This is a genomic window from Agrobacterium sp. Ap1 (assembly GCF_017313375.1).
Lineage (GTDB): Bacteria > Pseudomonadota > Alphaproteobacteria > Rhizobiales > Rhizobiaceae > Neorhizobium > Neorhizobium cellulosilyticum.
Genome location: NZ_JAFLMY010000014.1, coordinates 46,879 through 63,943, shown reverse-complemented (window position 1 = coordinate 63,943; position 17,065 = coordinate 46,879). Strand labels below are relative to the sequence as shown.

The window sequence follows — 17,065 nt, the reverse complement described above, 5'->3', positions numbered from 1 at the left end:
TTGCGGATAGGCCAAGAGAAAAGGCTTGCCCGGTATTATCCGGTCAAGCCTTCTCCAAAGCCGGTGAAGTGTTGAGGTCGCTATTAAGCGGCTTCTGCAGTCTTCTTGGCGATCTGGCGACGCAGCAGACGAGCGCGCATCGACAGTTCGGTCTCGTCGGACTTCAGGAGGAAGGCATCGAGGCCGCCGCGGTGTTCAACCGAACGCAGAGCGTGCGCGGAAACGCGCAGGCGGAAGCGCTGGCCGAGAGCGTCGGAGATCAGAGTGACCTGGCACAGGTTCGGGAGGAACCGACGACGGGTCTTGTTGTTGGCATGGCTGACGTTGTTGCCGGTCATTACGCCCTTGCCGGTCAGTTCGCATACACGAGACATGGCATTCACCTTTGTTTTCTTCTGCAATCGGAGGCTCATCCGGACAATGTCCAGCACGCCGATCCAACTGGTCCTGATTGGAAAGTTGCGGTTCTATAGTCAGTGAGGCTCGGCGCGTCAAGCCAAAACCTCGGCTTTCGTACGTCTTTGCACCGCGACTAACTGCAGCCATGGCTATTTTCTTGCCATGATGCGCCTCTTATATCGGATTCTTGGAATTCTCAAACCGGTCGCAGGCAAACCATGTTCTCATTCATCCGCCCGCTTGCGGGAGCTGTCTTCCTCTTTGTTGCAGGCACCTCATCGGCATGGTCTGCCGATAAACATGTCACCGATTACGATATCACTCTTGGTATCCTGCCGATCGGTACGGCGAGCTTTTCGAGTGAATTCGACGGTAACGGCTACAAGATCAACGGCATCTTCAAGTCAGGCGGCATCGTCAACGTGATCAAGAAGGTGTCGGCCGAGACGAACGTGGCAGGACGGATCGAGGGGGATCGCCTGCAGGCCAACCGATACAATCTGGTCTACAAGTTGGGGAAACGGACGCGGATCTATGATGTCGTCTATACCAACGGCAATGTGACGGACACGACGATTACGCCGCCACCGCGCCGCAAGGCGGAAAACTGGGTGCCTGTTACGCCACAGGACCTGCGTTCGGTGCTGGATCCGTTGAGCGGGCTGATCTTCCCGGAGGGGGCGACCGTCTGCCCGAGCCGCGTGCCGGTTTATGACGGGGAATCGCGGATGGACCTGCTGCTCAAGCGGGAAGGGACCAAGCCCTATGAGACCAAGGGCTTCAAGGGCGAAGCCATCGTCTGCACTGTCCGCTACCAGCCGAAATCCGGTTACCGTAAGGGACGCGATGACATCGAGTATCTGCAGAAGACCCCGATGGAAGTGTGGTTTGCCAAGGCAGACGGGTCCAATGTATATGCCCCGATCTATGCCCGTATCCCAACGAGGATGGGACCGCTCTATATAACGGCCGCCCGATACGGCGGTTGAGAGCGTGTGTCGTGCTCGCGGCAACGTGGCCAATAAAGAGGGGAACTGAGGTTGAAGTTACGGGGTACCTTGATCGGTTTTACCGCGATCCTGATGTGGTCGCTGCTGGCTCTCATGACGGCGGCCTCCGGAAGCGTTCCGCCGTTCCAGATGAATGCGATGACATTCGCGATCGGTAGCCTGCCGGGACTGGTTTTGCTGTCCATCAAGCCGGATCGTATCAGGCTGCTCAAGCAGCCGGCGAAGGTGTGGATCATCGGGATCGCCGGTCTCTTCGGCTATCATTTCCTCTATTTTACCGCGCTTCGTAACGCGCCGGCTGTTGAGGCCGGATTGATCGCCTATCTCTGGCCGCTATTGATCGTTGTCGGTTCGGCGCTTCTGCCAGGGGAAAGGCTGCGCTGGTATCACGTCGCCGGGGCACTCGCCGGACTATGCGGCACTGTCGCTATCGTCTCGCGCAATGGCGTATCCTTCGACCAGTCCTATCTCCTGGGTTATGGCGCGGCTCTGCTTTGCGCCTTCACGTGGTCGGGCTATTCGCTGCTGACACGTAGTTTCGATCGGGTGTCGACGGACGTGGTGACGGGCTTCTGCCTGGCAACGTCGCTTCTGTCGCTCGTCTGCCATCTGGCGCTGGAAACGACGGTCTGGCCTGCGAGCGGTGGCGAATGGGCGGCTGTGGTCGGCCTTGGTCTGTTGCCGGTGGGTGCTGCCTTCTACGCCTGGGATTACGGCGTCAAGAATGGCGATATTCAGGTGATCGGAGCTGCAAGCTATGCCGCGCCACTGCTTTCGACGTTGATCCTGCTAACCAGCGGCTTTGCCGAACCGAGCTGGCGGATTCTGATCGCCTGCGTGCTGATTACTGGCGGGGCGGTGCTGGCCGCGAAGGAGATGATCAAGCCCAAGCGGAAAGCGGCAGAGGCACCCGCGAAATAGTTATCGGCCCGGCTCCCAGCCGGGCTCTGCCATCTCAAAACTCGAAAATTCGAATGCTGGTGCCACCGTGCAGCCGACGAGCGTGAAGTTGCCCAGCGGCTCGGCCGATTGCCATGCGTTTGCCGGCACCACCGCCTGCGGACGCTCACCGGCGGCTAGATCCGTACCCAGGCGGATTTCCTCGACCGCGGTTCCATCCGAGATCTTCAGAAGCAGCGGATCTCCGGCATAGTAGTGCCAGACCTCGACCGTATCACGGACGCGATGCCAATGGGAGCGTTCACCCGCCTGCAGCAGATAATATATCGCCGTCGAGGCGCCACGGGTCTTGCCGTCGCCATCCCGAAAGGTCTCGGCAAACCAGCCGCCTTCCGGGTGGCGCTGCATGTTCAGCGTGGCAATGATTTCTTTTGCTGTCTGCCTGACGGGGTTGGGTGTCATCGATTTAGAAATTGTCCTTGCGCTTGCGGATTTCTGCAAACACTTCCTCGTTCGTCTTGCCTTCCATGATCAGGTTGCGGCGGATTTTTGGATCCTTGGCACGCAGGAAGGGGTTGGTTTCCTTCTCCAGCCCCATCATGGTCGGAATGGTGAACTTGCCCTCTTTACGCAGTTCCTCGATCTGGGCGGCGCGACGCTGCAACGGCTCGTTGTCGGGATCGATCGTCAGCGCAAATCGCGCGTTGGACAACGTGTATTCGTGGCCGAAATATATCGCGGTCTCGTCCGGGAGGCCTGCCAGTTTCTGCAGCGAGTGCCACATGTCGGCGGCGGGGCGCTCGAACAGTCGTCCGCAGCCGAGCGCAAACAGCGTATCGGCGGCAAACAGGATCTTGTCGTCAGGGAAATGGAAGCAGATATGGCCGGCGGTGTGGCCGGGCGTTTCGATCACCCGCACAAGATGCTCACCGAACTGGAATTCCTCACCGTCCTCGACACTCCTGTCGAGCCCGGGGATAACGACCGCCTCGTTGACCGGTCCGATAATCTCCAGCCCATAACGCTCCTTCAACGCCAGATTGGCTTCCACATGGTCGGTATGGTGGTGGGTGGTGAAGATATGGGTGAGTTGCCAGCCGCGGCGGTTTGCTGCCTCGACGATGGGTTTTTCCTCCGGCGCATCGATCGATACCGTCAATCCGCTTTCCGGTTCATGTACCAGAACGCCGTAATTATCGCTCCTGCAGGAAAAAACTTCGATTTCCAAAGGCTTCATCAGAATAGACCTATTGCTCAATGCTTCTTGCGGAACAATGTAGAGGGAGGCATGTCCAAGTCCAACCACTGAACACGAGCATTTGCGTTTTGTCTGTCGATATTGTTGACCTCCGTGAGTTCTATCATTCCGCGCTCGGCCGTCTGGCGGAGCAGTCGATCGCCATGGCGCTTTCCTCGCTGTGGGCGCGGCTGCCGGAGGAGCGCCTGGTGGGGCTGGGCTATGCGGTTCCCTATCTCGATCGGTTCCGGACCGATACGGAACGGACCTTCGCCTTCATGCCGGCCGGGCAGGGGGCGGTGAACTGGCCGGTCGGGGAAAAATCCTCGACAGCGCTGGTTTTCGATGAGGAACTGCCTTTGCCGGACAGTTCCGTCGATCGCGTGCTGATGGTCCATTCCCTGGAATTTACCGAAAACCCGCGTGAGAGCCTTAAGGAAATCTGGCGTGTGCTTGCTCCTGGCGGGAGGCTGGTCATCGTCGTTCCCAACCGGCGCGGCGTCTGGGCGCGAATGGAACATACGCCCTTCGGTTCCGGGCGGCCCTATTCCCGCAGCCAGCTGACGACCCTGTTGCGTGAGGCGAATTTCACCCCCGGTGCATCGGCCGAGGCCCTATTTTTCCCGCCATCCAAGGTCCGTACGATCCTGAAGTTTCGTAACCTCCTTGAACGCCTGGGACGGCGGTTCTGGCCGGTCTTTTCCGGCGTCATCGTCATCGAGGCGCAGAAGCGGCTCTATCAGGGGCTGCCAGTTGCCGCGCGTGCATCACGCCGCGTTTTTGTACCTGTGCTGGCGCCGCAGGGCGTAAGAACCACGCGCGACCGTAATCAGGGTTGAAGGTCGAACAGGCCGAGTGGCTGTCCTTCCATGGAGAAGGGCACGGATTCGTGGATATGGGCAATCAGCCAGCGGCCATCTTCGCGGGAGAAAGCGACAGTCAGCCGGAACCAGAAGCCGTTTTTCTCTCCGTCTTTTTTCGTACCTCCCAGCCAGGCAAGAGCTGAGCAACAGGCAATGTCGCCACCGAGCCTCAGGTCCGTGTCACGAACGTGGAATTCCAGCGGCCCATCCCAGGTGTCAAACCAGGCCTGAAGGCCGGCTTTGTCGTTTCCTGTCTCCTGGAGTGGTGGGGCAAGGCCGAATTGGCGGACAGTTGCGGACTGGCAATTTATGATCCTGTCTGCGTCCTTGTCCCTTAAGGCCCGCATCCATTCTTCCAGCAAGGCTCTGATATCGTCGTGGTCTCCGGTTGCCATGATCTCATCCTTCTGTCGTCGATCATCTGAAAGACGTTTTGGTTCCGATCGTTCCGACACTTACTCTCGACAACAATCGTTTTCGGCTTTAATCCGTCTCACATCCCTGCCAGAGCAGGCATTTCCAAGAAGGTTGATCCGATGAGCATCGTTGTGAGTGAGCCCGTTCCGCGTCCAGGCATTCTGGACATCGCCGCCTATGTGCCCGGCAAGGAACATGCTCCCGGCGTTGCGCGCGTGTTCAAGCTTTCCTCCAACGAAACGCCGCTTGGCGCCAGCCCCAAGGCGCTTGAGGCTTTCCGCCAGTCGGCCGGTCATCTGGAACTTTATCCGGATGGTCAGGCGATGGCGCTGCGCGAGGCGATCGCTTCCGTACACGGGCTGAATGTCGCAAACATCATGTGCGGCAACGGCTCGGACGAATTGCTCGGCCTTCTCTGCCACGTCTATCTGGGCGCAGGTGACGAGGCGATCATCACCCAGCACGGTTTCCTCGTCTACAAGATCCAGATCATGGGTGCCGGTGCTGCCGCGATCGAAGTGCCCGAGAAGGATTACACGGTCAATGTCGACGCGATCCTCGCGGCCGTTACGGACAAGACCAAGCTCGTCTTCATCGCCAATCCGGGCAACCCGACCGGCACCTATGTTCCGGTTGCCGATATCCGTCGCCTGCATGCCGGTCTGCCGAAGAACGTCATTCTCGTGCTCGATGCGGCTTACGCGGAATATGTGCGCAAGAACGATTATGAAGCCGGCGTCGAACTGGTTTCGCAGAACAAGAACGTCGTCATGTGCCGCACGTTCTCGAAGGTCTATGGCCTTGCCGCACTTCGTATCGGCTGGATGTATGGCCCGGCCGGCATTCTCGATGCGCTGAACCGCGTGCGTGGTCCGTTCAACATGAATGCGCCGGCAATCGCAGCCGGTGCCGCCGCCATGCGCGATCAGGATTTCATCGTTCAGGCGGTCGAGCACAACCTGCTCTGGAAGGACAAGCTGACCCATGCCTTCGAGACGATCGGTCTTACGGTCACGCCTTCGGTGACGAATTTCGTGCTGATCCATTTTCCGGATGTCGACGGCAAGCGTGCACCAGATGCCGACGAATTCCTCACCAGCCGCGGTTACATCCTGCGCATGGTGAAGGGTTACGGCCTGCCGAATGCACTGCGCATGACGGTCGGCTCGGAAGAAGCCAATCGCGGCGTCATCGAAGCGCTCGGCGAATTCATGGGACGGAAATGATGAGTGACGTGCATTTCGAGCGGATCGCGCTAATCGGTATCGGCCTGATCGGCTCGTCGATAGCCCGCGACGTCAAGCAGCTCGAGCTGGCCAAACATGTGGTCGTCTCGACTCGCAGCGAGGAAACGCTCCGCCGCGCCGAAGAACTGGAGCTCGGCACCGAATACACCGTGTCGGCCGCCGATGCGGTAAAAGATGCTGATCTCGTTATCGTCTCGGTGCCGGTCGGTGCATCGGAAGCCGTCGCCAAGCAGATTGCGGGCTCGCTTAAGCCGGGTGCGATTGTCACCGATGTCGGCTCGACCAAGGCGTCCGTTATCGCGCAGATGGCGCCGCATATGCCCGAGCACGTGCATTTCATTCCGGGCCATCCGCTGGCGGGTACGGAAAAGTCGGGTCCGGATGCCGGTTTTGCCGGTCTGTTCCGCGATCGCTGGTGCATCTTCACGCCGCTGCCGGATACCGATGCTGACGCACTGGACAGGCTGAAAGCCTTCTGGATGGCGCTCGGCTCGCGGGTGGACGACATGGACCCGCAGCACCATGACAAGGTGCTGGCGATCGTGTCGCATCTTCCGCATATCATTGCCTACAATATCGTCGGCACGGCCGACGATCTGGAAACGGTAACGGAATCGGAAGTGATCAAATATTCCGCTTCCGGTTTCCGCGATTTCACCCGTCTGGCGGCGTCCGACCCGACCATGTGGCGCGACATCTGCCTGCATAACAAAGATGCGATCCTCGAAATGCTGGCGCGGTTTTCGGAAGATCTCGCCTATCTGCAGCGGGCGATCCGCTGGGGGGAGGGCGACAAGCTGTTTGAACTCTTCACCCGCACCCGCGCGATCCGCCGCTCGATCATCCAGGCCGGTCAGGACGTGGATGCGCCGGACTTCGGTCGCCACGCGCTCGACACGAAGAAATAAATCTGTGTCATGAGATCATCCGAAGCCCGTCGCGGCTTCGGATGATGGCGCTCAGATCGGCGGGATTTCGCCGATCGGGATCAGCCCACCGGCAAACACCTTGCCGCGGCGGATTGTGATATCGAGGGAAGCCTTCTCTCCGCCGCCTAGTGCCTGCAGCATGTTTGCTGCCGTGCCGATCGTCGATTCCAGGCCCGGAAATGCGCGGCTCAGGCTGTCCTGCCAGGCCGGGATATCCTCAATCCTCAGCTTCATCTTGCCGGACATGCGACCCCTGTCGTCGAAGGAGAATGGACCGGAAAGGGTCAGTACCTGGCCTTGGCCAAGATCGGCCTTGAATTCGCGCAAGTCTCCTTCCGAACCATGCAGCGCAAGTCCGTTGCGGTCGCTTCCGTCCAGAACACCGGCGCGGTCCTTGAGCGTCACGTCGATGCTGGTATTGGTGGCGGGTAGAAGCTGCGGCAGGCCCTTGGCTGTCGTTGTGGCGTTCTGCAGCTGGATGGCGGCGTCGAGATCCGCACCATTCTGGCGCAGATGAATTTCTGACTGGTCAGCCGCGATATCGAAAGCCTGCCCGCTGGCGGAAGACTGAATGGTCGTCTTCGGCTTCTGGATGACCATGGAGGCGCGCTCGACGCCCTTTAGCTTGGTCACGAGGCTGGATTGCAGGCTTTCCCATGTACTGGCGACGGAAAGGCCATGGCCGGTGCGCACTTCCGACGGCGCATCGAGCTCCCATACGATATGGCCCGGATTGTAGACCTGAGCTGCCGAACGCAGAGGGCCGAAGCTTGCGGATATTCCGTTGACGGTATCGTCGACATCTACCTTCGAGCAGAACAGCCCGATGCGGAAGGGATAACCGCGATATTCGGCATTCTCGCAGTTGGCCGAAATACCGGCATCCGCTTGGCTACCGAGCAGAAGCAGCGTCCTTTCGCGCAGGGCCGAGGCGGCATAAAACCAGCCCGCGGTGTAGACTGCGATGACGAGCACGACGGCACTCGCAAGAAACCAGAGTTTTCTGCTGGTGCCGGTTCGGCTTGACGCTGCCATGTTGTTCTCCCAATGGTGCGACGCAAACTAAAATGATGGCATGGCGTGCGATATGGACGAATTTTGGGTCTTTGGCTACGGATCACTGATGTGGAACCCGGGATTTCCCTATGTGGAACGAGAGGCTGCACGCGTTCACGGGTTTCGCCGCTCGCTTTGCATCTGGTCAACCGCGCATCGCGGAACCGCAGAAAACCCAGGTCTCGTCATGGGACTGGACCGGGGTGGGTCCTGCCGGGGCATGGCATTCAGGGTTGACGACAAGGATCGTGACGATGCGCTGGATTATCTGCGCAAACGTGAACTCATCACCAATGTCTACAAGGAACGCATCCTACCCATCGGCCTGCCGGGCGGGCGTCGCGTGCAGGCCGTGACCTATGTGGTCGACCGCCACCACGAGCAATATGCCGGGAGCCTCAGCGTGGAGGAGGCGGCGGAAGTCGTATTGCGATCGCATGGTCAGTCCGGGCCGAACGATGCCTATGTGCTCAACACGGTGGCGCAACTGAAGCAGATGGGTATTCGCGATCTATGGCTGGAGGCAGTCGGGGACGCTGTCAGCCCGTAAACGGCTCAGGCCGCCGACTGAGCCCGCAATTCCGCCAAGCGCTTTACCGCAGTCGGTGGCAGCGGCAGGTGCGGGTTGGCCTCTACGGTTTCGATCAGCAGTTCGTCGCTCGCCTTTTCCAGCGTCTCGATCAGGTGCGCATAAAAGGCATCCGGGTCCATGCCCGGCTCGATCGGAGGCAGGATGCGGACCTTGAAGCGGCCGGGATGCTTCACCAGTTTGCGGCGGCCCCAGAACAAGCCCCAATGGGCAACGATCGGCACAACCGGAACCTTGACGTCGCGATAGATGCGGGCGATGCCGTAACGGTATTCCGGCGGGGCGCCGGGCGGTTTGCGCGTGCCTTCCGGATAGATGATCAACTGGCGGCCGTTGTCCATTTCCTGCCGGGTGCGCTTCATCACCTCGACCATGACCTTGCCGCGAGCGCCACGGTTGACTGGGATCATCCGTTGTTTGGCGACATACCAGCCGAAAAGCGGGATCCACATCAGTTCGCGCTTCAGAATATAGACTGGATCGCGCTGGTAGGGCAGCAGTGCAAACGTGTCCCAGGCCGACTGGTGTTTCGGCGCGAATATGCAGCCGCCTTCGGGGATGTTCTCGATACCCTCGATCTCGAATGTCGCACCGACGATCTTTTCCATCAGCCAGTTGTTGGATGCTGCCCAGGCCTTCGGAACCCGAAAGGCTGCCTTGCGCGGGGAGAGAAAATAGACCGGCGAGAGCAGGATCATGCGCAGGATGGTGTTGGTATAGAACGCGGTATTGAACAGGATCGAGCGCAGCAACAGCATGATGGGTTCCTTTGAGGATTGCGCGTTGCCTACACGAGATCGGGCACGGAAAAAAGAGTTCTCGGTGCGAGATCAGGGAGAAGGGTTCTTGGTTTTGTCAGGATCTTCTTCTGTCCGAAGCCCGGTCCAGCGCGCCATGCCAAGCCAGTCCCGAAGTGAGGCGAGCACGACCTTTCCGTATTCCGACAGCATCGTGCGCAGCGTGTCGGGTTCCGCGAACCAGGCGCGACGGGCGAGGTCGGCGTTGACGACCGGATAAGCAATGAACTCGGTTGCGGGATCGGCGCGGCGCAATTCATGCAGGCTGCGCAGCATGTGATAGTTGTTGGTCACGACCAGAACGGATTTGTAACCATGGTCATGGATCCAGCGAGTGATCTCGTTGGCATTGCCGATCGTGTCGATCGCATCGTAACCAATATCGACACAGCATTTGAACAGGTCAGCAGATGCCTGGGTCGCCTTGCGGATCTGGGTCGGCGTGGTGGAAGGATGGGCACCTGAGATCAGCAGTCGCTTACCCGCGCCGTCTCGCAACAGGCCGACTGCCTGCTCGATGCGAAGATAACCGCCGGTAAGAACCACAATGGCGTCTGCTTTTACACCGTCGGGTGCGCGCAGCGACGTGACCGAATCAGCGAACCATAAAAAACCGCCGCCGAGGATAGCCGCACAGATAAAGACCAGCATGATCAGTCGCCTTGCGAACCGCCGCAAGGCGCTCTGGCGCGACAATAGCCCGATTTCCGGCCTGCCCGGAGGGCGGCTTTCGGGCGTCCAGCGATTGCTCCAGCCGAATTTCATGACCTGTCATTAGTCGCAGATTGAGGCGGTGAATAGTCCTCGAAACGTTACCAGGTAATATGATTGAATGTCATGATGGTGGCAGTCCATCTGAGCGAGATGGATCGGATCTTACGAGATCGATTTCGTCGATCGTCCGCATCACGGTGAAACGCGCCGTCAACGTGGTCAGAAGCGCGATGATCAGCATTGTGGCAAAGATGCCGAGATAGCCGTTCCAGCCGATCGTGAAAGATCCGAACAGCGCCATTGCCTGCTCACTTTCCGGTGTCGCACGGGAATTTGACTGCCAGAGGCTGGCCGTGGCGAAGAGGAGCGCTGCCACCACGCCGCCGACCGCGGAGCCCTTCAGGCTGATCTTGAGGAAGTGTTTCTGAAATTCGTTCGCAACGAAGGTGCGTTCGGCGCCGACGAAATGCAGCACTTCGACGATATGGCGGTTGCCCGAAAGCGCGCCGCGGGTGGCGAAGATCACCGTCAGGATCATCGCGGTGAAAACCAGGATCAGGACGCCCGTGCCGATCCAGACGGTGGTGCGGGCCATGGAAACGAGCCGGTCGACCCAAGTGCGGTGATCGTCGAGAAACGCCTGCGGCACTTCCGTCTTCAATAATGCACGCATCCCCTCGAAATCCGGCGGATTGCTCTCGTCGATGGTGATGATGACGAGGCGGGGTACAGGCAGATCGTCCAACTGCAGGTCGGAGCCAAGCCAGGGTTCGAGAAGTCTCGCGGTTGCGGCGTCATCCATGATCGTGCCGGACTTGGTCCCGACGAATGTCAGCGCCAGATCCCGCGCCTTTTTCAGCGCAGCATCCATGTCCAGCCCTTCAGCCGGCTTGATCTGGATGGTGATCTCGCGGGAGATCTGGCTTTGCCAGCCGGCTGCCGTGGCGCGCACCATGCTGACGGCGCCGAGCGTGAGACAGGCAAGAAAGGCCATGATGGCGATGACGACCATCAGCGCATTGCCCTGGATGTTGGCGGGCGGCAGGATTGCGGCTGTCGAGCGGACGTGCATTTCCGTGCGGCGCCGTGCGGTGTCCTGGCGTCCGCTATTGCTGGTTTCCTCTTCAGGAAATTGCGACCTTCCCATTCGGCCTGCGTCACTCATAGATGTCGAGCCGTCCATCTGTCAGGATCATACGTCGCGCGTCGACCTGATCCATCAATGCCAGGTCGTGCGTTGCGATAACGACGGCGGTGCCCAGTCGGTTCAATTCCAGAAACAGGCTGAGCAGGCGGCGCGCCATCGGCGGGTCGACATTGCCCGTCGGTTCGTCGGCAAGCAATATCTCCGGGCGGTCCATCAGGGCACGGGCGATTGCCGCACGCTGCTTTTCACCGCCCGACAGGATTGCCGGAAGTACGTTGATCCGTTCGCCGAGGCCCACCCATTTCAAAAGGTCGATCACGTCATTGCGATAGGAGGCTTCGTCCTTGCCCCTGACCCGCAAGGGCAGAGCGACGTTCTCATAGGTCGTCAGGTGATCGAGAAGACGAAAGTCCTGAAAGACGATACCGACACGGCGGCGCAGCATGGGAAACTCGTCGCGCGGGATCTGCGACAGATCGCGCCCAAACATGCGGATGATGCCGCGGGTCGGATTGAGCGACATGAACAGGAGCCGAAGCAACGTCGTCTTGCCCGCGCCCGAGGGGCCGGTCAGGAACTGGAAGGATCGTTTGGGAATGTCGAACGTCATGTCCCGAAGGATTTCCGGGCCCATGCCATAACGCAGACCGACATTTTCGAAATGGATCACCGGCGACCTTGTCTTGGCTGTGTGAAGCTTCAGCGGCTATCTCTTAACGCCGCGGGTAAACGAAGGGTAAATCAAGCAGTCAAAAGGGCGATTTTCAGGCCAAATTTGGAAAGCGTTAACCATATCAGTTTACGACTGGGGAGAGTTTGTTTCAATGCCCGACCTCTGAAGCCTGATCGAGACTGATCAGGGGTAAAGAGGAGGTAGGCGGAGAGGGCACCATGAGCACCTTCCAGGACCGTCGCCAAGCCCGTGCCAAGATGCCGATCGATATTCTTCCGCCTGAGGGTGACGAGAAGGACGGCAAAGGGAAGGTCATCCGGTTTCCCAAACCATTCGTAAAGGCGTACGAAGTCGAGGACGCGCATTTCGTGCCGGTCAACGATCGTGCTCGCCGCCACGCTGCCACCTCTTCGAACGATCGCCGACCGCGCAAAGCCGAAGCCATGCCTCGCCAAACCATTGTCGGCGCAATCGAACGAAAACTCCTGCGTCTGTCGCCGGATGCCTTCGTTGCCGTCGTCGCGAGCGTCGTCGTGACGGTGTTTACGATCTTCGGCGGCTTCTCGCTGCTTTCGGGCGCATCGACCGAGCCAGGGCCGGCGCTCGATATCACCCATGTGACGATGACGCCGCAGGATGCGAATGGCATGCGGGTGCTCCTGATCAACGGGATCGTCGAGAACCGCACTGAAGGCCGCCTCGACATGCCGTCGATCCGTGCCGATCTTCTCTCGGGCGAAACGGTGGTTGCAAGCACCCTGATCTCGACCTCTGCCTCGCAGATCGGTGGCCGCGAAAGCTATGGCTTTTCCGTGCGCGTACCCCATCCCGGTGGAAAACTTCCCGATCTAAGGCTCTCATTGGCCGGGCGCGGAGCCTGAAAGCTTTCTTTAGCAGGGCCGATTGTGCTATCGCGGCGTCTTTGAGAGACACGCAGGAGAGCCTCATGCCAGTCGTGCGCGGCAAGCAGATCGAACCGCTATTTTCCGCCGAGCAGATTGCTGAGCGCAATCATGCCATCGCGGCCGAGATCGCCAAGGGTCCGACCAAGGACCTGCTGGTCATCGCCATCCTCAAGGGATCGTTCATTTTCGCGGCCGACCTTCTGCGCTCGCTGCATGAGACGGGCCTTGCCCCGGAAGTTGAATTCATCACATTGTCGAGCTACGGCACGGGCACGGTGTCGCAGGGTGTCCGCATCGTCAAGGATATCGACAGCGACGTGCATGGCCGCGATGTGCTTCTGATCGACGATATCCTCGAATCCGGTCGCACGCTGAAATTCGCCAAGGAACTGCTCTATGAGCGCGGCGCGCGCAACGTGACGATCGCCGTGCTTTTGGACAAGAGCGTCAAGCGCAAGGAAGAGCTGGAAGCCGATTACGTCGGTTTCGAATGCCCCGACTATTTCGTCGTCGGCTACGGCATGGATGCAGCCTATGCCTTCCGCGAACTGCCTTTCGTCGGCGTCGTTACCGGCGATGCCTGATGCTGGACGGGCGTCGGGAGGTAAGAAATCGCATCCCGGCGGTCGCAAGGCGTTAACCATCTGGAGCCTCCGCAGGGGCTCCGTTTACTCCTCGAAAAGGAAAGTCTGGTCATTTGCTCCCGAATTGAAACACAGGGAGCGATGATCGCTATGGCCAGAATCCTTATTACCGAAGACGAGGAATCTCTCCGCCGCTTCGTCGCACGCGCGCTGCGTCTTGACGGTCACGAGACCTTTGAAGCCGGTGATGGGGCCGAAGGGCTCGAGAAGCTCGACGAGGGCTCATACGATCTGCTTCTCTCCGATATCCGCATGCCTGTGATGGACGGGATCGAACTCGCCCACCAGGCTTCCGCCCGCTTTCCGGAGATGAAAATCCTGCTGATGACCGGTTATGCCGAGCAGCGGGAACGCGCTGACGATCTCGCCAGCAAGATCGTTGATGTCGTGCCGAAGCCGTTTGCGCTGCCGGATATCCGCAAGGCGGTGGCAAGAGCGCTTGCGGGTGTGTCGTCACAGGCTGCCTGAAATCTATCTGAGATAAGCTGCCACTGACCCTAGCCCATACCAGGGCTAGCCACGGGTCTCACCCGTCTTTCGGCCCCCCGAAAGCGGGGAGAGGGGACGTGCCGTTTGACGCTGGAGATGGATTGAGAGGTCGCCGCTCCTTTCCCCGCCATGACAGGGAGAAGGAGCCGGCAGGCGGATGAGGGGCAATGCTCGCGCCGCCTTTGCTTTTTTTACCCTCACCTGATCTCCAGCAACCGCTCCAGATATTGCCGCTCCGCATCGCCCGAGAGCGCACCACCAAGCTTCTCGCGAATGGCGTCGAGAATTTCTCGCGCCCGCTGCACGTCGATCTCGTCGGGGACCTTCACCTGATCGCCGAAATCCGGGCCTGACGTGGCGCGTGGGCGGCCGAGGGGATCGCGGCCGTTCTGGCCGCCCTGGTTGGCCATGCCTTCGCCCTCGCCATTCTGCTCGCCCTGCTGCCCTTGCTGGCCCTGCATGGCCTGCATCATCTGCTGCATCATGTTTTGAGCGCCCTGGCGTAGGGCATTGAGCGCATTGCCCTGTCCCTGCACAGCCTGTTCGCCCTGACCCTGACCCAGAGCCTTGCCTGCATTGCCCATTTCGCGCTCTGCCTGGCCGAAGCCTTCGCCGGGCTGCATGCCTAGACCCTTAAGGCCCTGTTGCAATTCGCCAAGCTTCTTGCCGAGGCCTTCCTGCTGCGCGCGCAGGTTCTTCAGCGCCTCGCGCAACTGTTCGGCAGTCATCTGGTCGGTGTTCTGCTGCCCTTGCTGGCCTTGCCCCTGCTGCCCTTGGCCTTGTTGCCCCTGTTGCTGTTGGCCCTGCTGCGACTGCTGCTGTTCGCCTTCACCCTGATTGTCGGGGTCGCCGCGCTGCATGCGGTCGCGCAGCGCCTGATCCAGCTTGAAGGTCTGATCCATCAGCCGTTGCTGTTCCTGCATGATCTCGCCGAGCTTGTCGATCTGCTGGCGCATCTGGCTGTTCTGCTGCTGCTGGCCCTGCTGGCCGCGCTGCGGGCGTCCGGCCTGCAGGTTGTTCATCATCCGCTGCAATTCGTTCAGCATCTGCTGGGCGGCATCGCGATTGCCGGAACGGGCCAGGTTTTCGATCTGGTCCATCATGTTCTGCAGGTCGCGCTGGCGGATGACGTTCTGCGCCTGCATGTTCTGCTGCGCCCGCGGGGCGTTCTGCATGCGTTGGGCCAGTTCGTTCATGTATTGCTGCATCGCCTCGCGCATTTCCTGCATGAGGCGGGCGATCTCCTGATCGTTTGCCCCGTTCTGCAGGGCTTCCGAAAGATTGCGCTGCGCATCACGCAGGCGACGCTCTGCCATCGACAGATCGCCATCCTCGATGCCGAGTGCGATTTCCCACAGATAGTCGGCGGTTTCCTTCAGCTGCTCCTCGTTGCGGGCGAGCTTCATGCGTCCACGCGCAGATTCGATCAGAAGAAAATGGCTGAGGTTCGGAATTGTCTCGTCCGGGCGAATGGTCAGGGCTTCGTTGAGCTCGATCGCCTTCGGCATCTGGCGCGTATCGAGCGCGAAGACCTGCCGCTGTTCGGCAACGGCTGCGGCGAGAGGCTCGGAGAAACCGCGGCTGGGAAGGATCATTTCATGCACCGGGCTGCGCCCCGTCTGGCCGGCGCCGTCGGTTGCGACCAGCGTCACGCGAACGCGCTTTCCGGCCAGCGGATGTTCGATCAAGCTGCGGCTGGTGAGGCCCTTAATCTCCTGGCCTTTTGTCTGGCGGGGCAAATCGAGCCGGTATTCCGGCAACGGATAGAGAGGCGTGGCTGCCGGATCCTGTGGACCTGCAGGCTCGATCAGCGCATGGGCTTCGCGAATGCCGTAATCGTCCTTGGCCTTGAAGCCGATTTCCAACGCACCATTGACCGAGCGCTTCGGCTGGCCCTCGAAGGCGATTTCCGGCGGGCGATCGGGGATGACGTTGAATATCCAGTTCTGGCCGTTGACGGTAAGATTGCCGCTTTCATTAATTGCCATGGCATAGGTGCGCGGTGCGAGCGGCTGGTTGCCGTTTGCCGGTGCTGCCTGCGGCTGAGGCCTCGCGGTCTGGTCGACTGGAGCATTAGCGTCATTCTGGGCCTGCTCGGCAGCCTTTTTCGCCGCGGCCTTAGCCTCTTCCGTCTGGAGCGTCACATCCTGCTTGTTGGCGGTTGTGGTGAATACCACCGCCTCTTCGCCCTCACCACCGGTGACGCGGACCGTCAGGGCGGAGTTCTGCGGTATCGACACGTTGCCGTTATTGTTCTGCGCCTGCTGGCCGGTCAGGAACACCGGTGCGCGCCCGGTATAGGAAGGCGGGGTCAGCCACGCATCGATGCGCAGGTCGGGATTGATGCTGGGTGCCGGAGGTGCGGGGATAAAGGCATCGCCCAGGCTGCCGCCGCGGTTGGAATAGGAGAAGGCAAGCGCAACGGTAAAGACAAGCGCCGGGATGGCGCGCAGGCCGAAACGGTCGTGCTTGGCGATATCCGGCTGCGGCAGGCCTGCATCGAGCGCTGCGATCCGCTTCGCCATGCGGATCTGGTGTTCCTTCCACAGGGCGCGGGATAGGGGTGTCTCAAAGGCTGGCTCGTCTTCCTGCACGCCGACCGGCTGGTGCGGAAGATTGTTGCGATCCTCCAGCAGACGGTCCGCTTCATTGGCGCTTGGCCAACGAATCCGCGCCAAGGGCAGGAGTGTTGCGATCAGCGTGAAAAGAAACGCGGTGATCAGGACCCAGCGCAGCCAATCCGGCGACAGGCGGAAAATGCCGAACCACGATGCGGAGAAAAACAGGGCAACGATGCCGGCCGGCGCAAGCGCCCGCGGCAAAAGACGCTCGAAAAACAGGACGATACGCGCGAAGGAACGCTTCAGGGCCACCTTGCGGGCAAGCGCGGGATGGGTCTCAAAAGCACCTTTGCGGGTAAAGCTCATGCGGTCCGTCTCCGATCGTGGCGGCGCAAACAAGCTCCTAAGATAACAGTCTTTGTGGCGAAGACGAGGGCAGGCGTGGGCCAGCCCTCATATTTTAGGCAGTTTCCCGCAATTGTGAATGT

19 protein-coding genes are annotated in these 17,065 nt (G+C 60.1%); 9 read left to right on the top strand and 10 right to left on the bottom strand.

The genetic code is table 11. The annotated features are described in order from the left end of the window. Positions 1-83: 83 nt before the first annotated feature. Positions 84-374, bottom strand: coding sequence for a 50S ribosomal protein L28 (gene rpmB / locus JZX87_RS22380; RefSeq protein WP_148148213.1), 291 nt, complete (start codon positions 372-374; stop codon positions 84-86). Between the two features lie 243 nt (positions 375-617). On the opposite strand from rpmB, the gene JZX87_RS22375 reads away from it, so the two are divergent. Beyond that, the gene (locus tag JZX87_RS22375; RefSeq protein WP_183686326.1) at positions 618-1,388 is read left to right on the top strand and encodes a DUF3108 domain-containing protein; all 771 of its coding nucleotides are present in this window, start codon (positions 618-620) and stop codon (positions 1,386-1,388) included. A 51-nt stretch (positions 1,389-1,439) separates the two neighbouring features. Continuing rightward, positions 1,440-2,330: an aromatic amino acid exporter YddG gene (gene yddG, locus JZX87_RS22370; protein ID WP_206828117.1), complete on the top strand. Its 891-nt coding sequence runs from the start codon at positions 1,440-1,442 to the stop codon at positions 2,328-2,330. Here the strand turns inward: yddG and JZX87_RS22365 are convergent, their stop codons facing one another. Beyond that, on the bottom strand, positions 2,331-2,771 hold the full coding sequence (locus JZX87_RS22365; protein WP_206828116.1) for a cupin domain-containing protein: 441 nt from the start codon (positions 2,769-2,771) through the stop codon (positions 2,331-2,333). 4 nt (positions 2,772-2,775) lie between these two features. Beyond that, positions 2,776-3,546 (bottom strand): hydroxyacylglutathione hydrolase, encoded by a 771-nt coding sequence (gene gloB / locus JZX87_RS22360; protein ID WP_206828115.1) that lies wholly within the window; start codon positions 3,544-3,546, stop codon positions 2,776-2,778. Positions 3,547-3,635: 89 nt separating this feature from the next. Between gloB and JZX87_RS22355 the strand changes: the two genes are divergently transcribed. After that, a complete protein-coding gene (locus JZX87_RS22355; protein WP_206828113.1) occupies positions 3,636-4,385 on the top strand; it encodes a class I SAM-dependent methyltransferase in 750 nt (249 codons plus the stop codon). Here the strand turns inward: JZX87_RS22355 and JZX87_RS22350 are convergent. Beyond that, positions 4,376-4,804, bottom strand: a complete 429-nt coding sequence (locus tag JZX87_RS22350) for a nuclear transport factor 2 family protein (protein ID WP_206828111.1) — start codon at positions 4,802-4,804, stop codon at positions 4,376-4,378. The genes JZX87_RS22355 and JZX87_RS22350 overlap by 10 nt on opposite strands. A gap of 141 nt (positions 4,805-4,945) precedes the next feature. Between JZX87_RS22350 and hisC the strand changes: the two genes are divergently transcribed. Continuing rightward, entirely contained in the window at positions 4,946-6,052 is a 1,107-nt protein-coding gene (gene hisC, locus JZX87_RS22345; protein ID WP_206828109.1) for a histidinol-phosphate transaminase, read from the top strand. Further along, positions 6,052-6,981: a prephenate/arogenate dehydrogenase family protein gene (locus JZX87_RS22340; RefSeq protein WP_286195001.1), complete on the top strand. Its 930-nt coding sequence runs from the start codon at positions 6,052-6,054 to the stop codon at positions 6,979-6,981. Before hisC ends, JZX87_RS22340 begins: the two co-directional genes overlap by 1 nt. A 51-nt stretch (positions 6,982-7,032) precedes the next feature. Here JZX87_RS22340 and JZX87_RS22335 read toward each other — a convergent pair whose 3' ends face one another. Beyond that, positions 7,033-8,037 carry a DUF2125 domain-containing protein gene (locus JZX87_RS22335; protein WP_206828104.1) on the bottom strand — a complete coding sequence of 335 codons (1,005 nt, stop codon included), beginning with the start codon at positions 8,035-8,037 and terminating at the stop codon, positions 7,033-7,035. Positions 8,038-8,089: 52 nt separating this feature from the next. Between JZX87_RS22335 and JZX87_RS22330 the strand changes: the two genes are divergently transcribed. Further along, positions 8,090-8,608 carry a gamma-glutamylcyclotransferase gene (locus JZX87_RS22330; protein WP_206828103.1) on the top strand — a complete coding sequence of 173 codons (519 nt, stop codon included), beginning with the start codon at positions 8,090-8,092 and terminating at the stop codon, positions 8,606-8,608. Positions 8,609-8,613: 5 nt separating this feature from the next. Here JZX87_RS22330 and JZX87_RS22325 read toward each other — a convergent pair whose 3' ends face one another. The 4 genes from JZX87_RS22325 to ftsE all read right to left on the bottom strand — a co-directional run bounded on the left by JZX87_RS22325 (position 8,614) and on the right by ftsE (position 11,975). Next, positions 8,614-9,405 carry a lysophospholipid acyltransferase family protein gene (locus JZX87_RS22325; protein WP_206828101.1) on the bottom strand — a complete coding sequence of 264 codons (792 nt, stop codon included), beginning with the start codon at positions 9,403-9,405 and terminating at the stop codon, positions 8,614-8,616. Positions 9,406-9,477: 72 nt separating this feature from the next. Further along, positions 9,478-10,209 carry a YdcF family protein gene (locus JZX87_RS22320; protein ID WP_148148225.1) on the bottom strand — a complete coding sequence of 244 codons (732 nt, stop codon included), beginning with the start codon at positions 10,207-10,209 and terminating at the stop codon, positions 9,478-9,480. Positions 10,210-10,279: 70 nt separating this feature from the next. Next, positions 10,280-11,230: a cell division protein FtsX gene (locus JZX87_RS22315; RefSeq protein ID WP_244654445.1), complete on the bottom strand. Its 951-nt coding sequence runs from the start codon at positions 11,228-11,230 to the stop codon at positions 10,280-10,282. An 85-nt stretch (positions 11,231-11,315) separates the two neighbouring features. Beyond that, complete coding sequence (gene ftsE / locus JZX87_RS22310; protein ID WP_183686322.1) at positions 11,316-11,975, bottom strand: cell division ATP-binding protein FtsE; 660 nt, start codon at positions 11,973-11,975, stop codon at positions 11,316-11,318. Between the two features lie 221 nt (positions 11,976-12,196). Here ftsE and JZX87_RS22305 point away from each other — a divergent pair, with 221 nt between their 5' ends. From JZX87_RS22305 to JZX87_RS22295, 3 genes are all read left to right on the top strand, one after another. Beyond that, the gene (locus JZX87_RS22305; RefSeq protein ID WP_206828097.1) at positions 12,197-12,859 is read left to right on the top strand and encodes a hypothetical protein; all 663 of its coding nucleotides are present in this window, start codon (positions 12,197-12,199) and stop codon (positions 12,857-12,859) included. 65 nt (positions 12,860-12,924) lie between these two features. After that, on the top strand, positions 12,925-13,467 hold the full coding sequence (gene hpt / locus JZX87_RS22300; RefSeq protein WP_183994937.1) for a hypoxanthine phosphoribosyltransferase: 543 nt from the start codon (positions 12,925-12,927) through the stop codon (positions 13,465-13,467). 150 nt (positions 13,468-13,617) lie between these two features. Next, positions 13,618-13,995, top strand: coding sequence for a response regulator (locus JZX87_RS22295; RefSeq protein ID WP_148148230.1), 378 nt, complete (start codon positions 13,618-13,620; stop codon positions 13,993-13,995). Positions 13,996-14,213: 218 nt separating this feature from the next. On the opposite strand, the gene JZX87_RS22290 is transcribed toward JZX87_RS22295, so the two are convergent. Next, positions 14,214-16,943 (bottom strand): TIGR02302 family protein, encoded by a 2,730-nt coding sequence (locus tag JZX87_RS22290; RefSeq protein WP_206828095.1) that lies wholly within the window; start codon positions 16,941-16,943, stop codon positions 14,214-14,216. Positions 16,944-17,065 lie beyond the last annotated feature (122 nt).

Bases quoted from the DNA above. Each gene is read 5' to 3' on its own strand.
- rpmB (WP_148148213.1), bottom strand. From the start codon at position 374: ATGTCTCGTGTATGCGAACTGACCGGCAAGGGCGTAATGACCGGCAAC.
- JZX87_RS22375 (WP_183686326.1), top strand. From the start codon at position 618: ATGTTCTCATTCATCCGCCCGCTTGCGGGAGCTGTCTTCCTCTTTGTT.
- JZX87_RS22365 (WP_206828116.1), bottom strand. From the start codon at position 2,771: ATGACACCCAACCCCGTCAGGCAGACAGCAAAAGAAATCATTGCCACG.
- gloB (WP_206828115.1), bottom strand. From the start codon at position 3,546: ATGAAGCCTTTGGAAATCGAAGTTTTTTCCTGCAGGAGCGATAATTAC.
- JZX87_RS22350 (WP_206828111.1), bottom strand. From the start codon at position 4,804: ATGGCAACCGGAGACCACGACGATATCAGAGCCTTGCTGGAAGAATGG.
- hisC (WP_206828109.1), top strand. From the start codon at position 4,946: ATGAGCATCGTTGTGAGTGAGCCCGTTCCGCGTCCAGGCATTCTGGAC.
- JZX87_RS22340 (WP_286195001.1), top strand. From the start codon at position 6,052: ATGAGTGACGTGCATTTCGAGCGGATCGCGCTAATCGGTATCGGCCTG.
- JZX87_RS22335 (WP_206828104.1), bottom strand. From the start codon at position 8,037: ATGGCAGCGTCAAGCCGAACCGGCACCAGCAGAAAACTCTGGTTTCTT.
- JZX87_RS22330 (WP_206828103.1), top strand. From the start codon at position 8,090: ATGGACGAATTTTGGGTCTTTGGCTACGGATCACTGATGTGGAACCCG.
- JZX87_RS22325 (WP_206828101.1), bottom strand. From the start codon at position 9,405: ATGCTGTTGCTGCGCTCGATCCTGTTCAATACCGCGTTCTATACCAAC.
- JZX87_RS22320 (WP_148148225.1), bottom strand. From the start codon at position 10,209: ATGAAATTCGGCTGGAGCAATCGCTGGACGCCCGAAAGCCGCCCTCCG.
- JZX87_RS22315 (WP_244654445.1), bottom strand. From the start codon at position 11,230: ATGCACGTCCGCTCGACAGCCGCAATCCTGCCGCCCGCCAACATCCAG.
- JZX87_RS22305 (WP_206828097.1), top strand. From the start codon at position 12,197: ATGAGCACCTTCCAGGACCGTCGCCAAGCCCGTGCCAAGATGCCGATC.
- hpt (WP_183994937.1), top strand. From the start codon at position 12,925: ATGCCAGTCGTGCGCGGCAAGCAGATCGAACCGCTATTTTCCGCCGAG.
- JZX87_RS22295 (WP_148148230.1), top strand. From the start codon at position 13,618: ATGGCCAGAATCCTTATTACCGAAGACGAGGAATCTCTCCGCCGCTTC.
- JZX87_RS22290 (WP_206828095.1), bottom strand. From the start codon at position 16,943: ATGAGCTTTACCCGCAAAGGTGCTTTTGAGACCCATCCCGCGCTTGCC.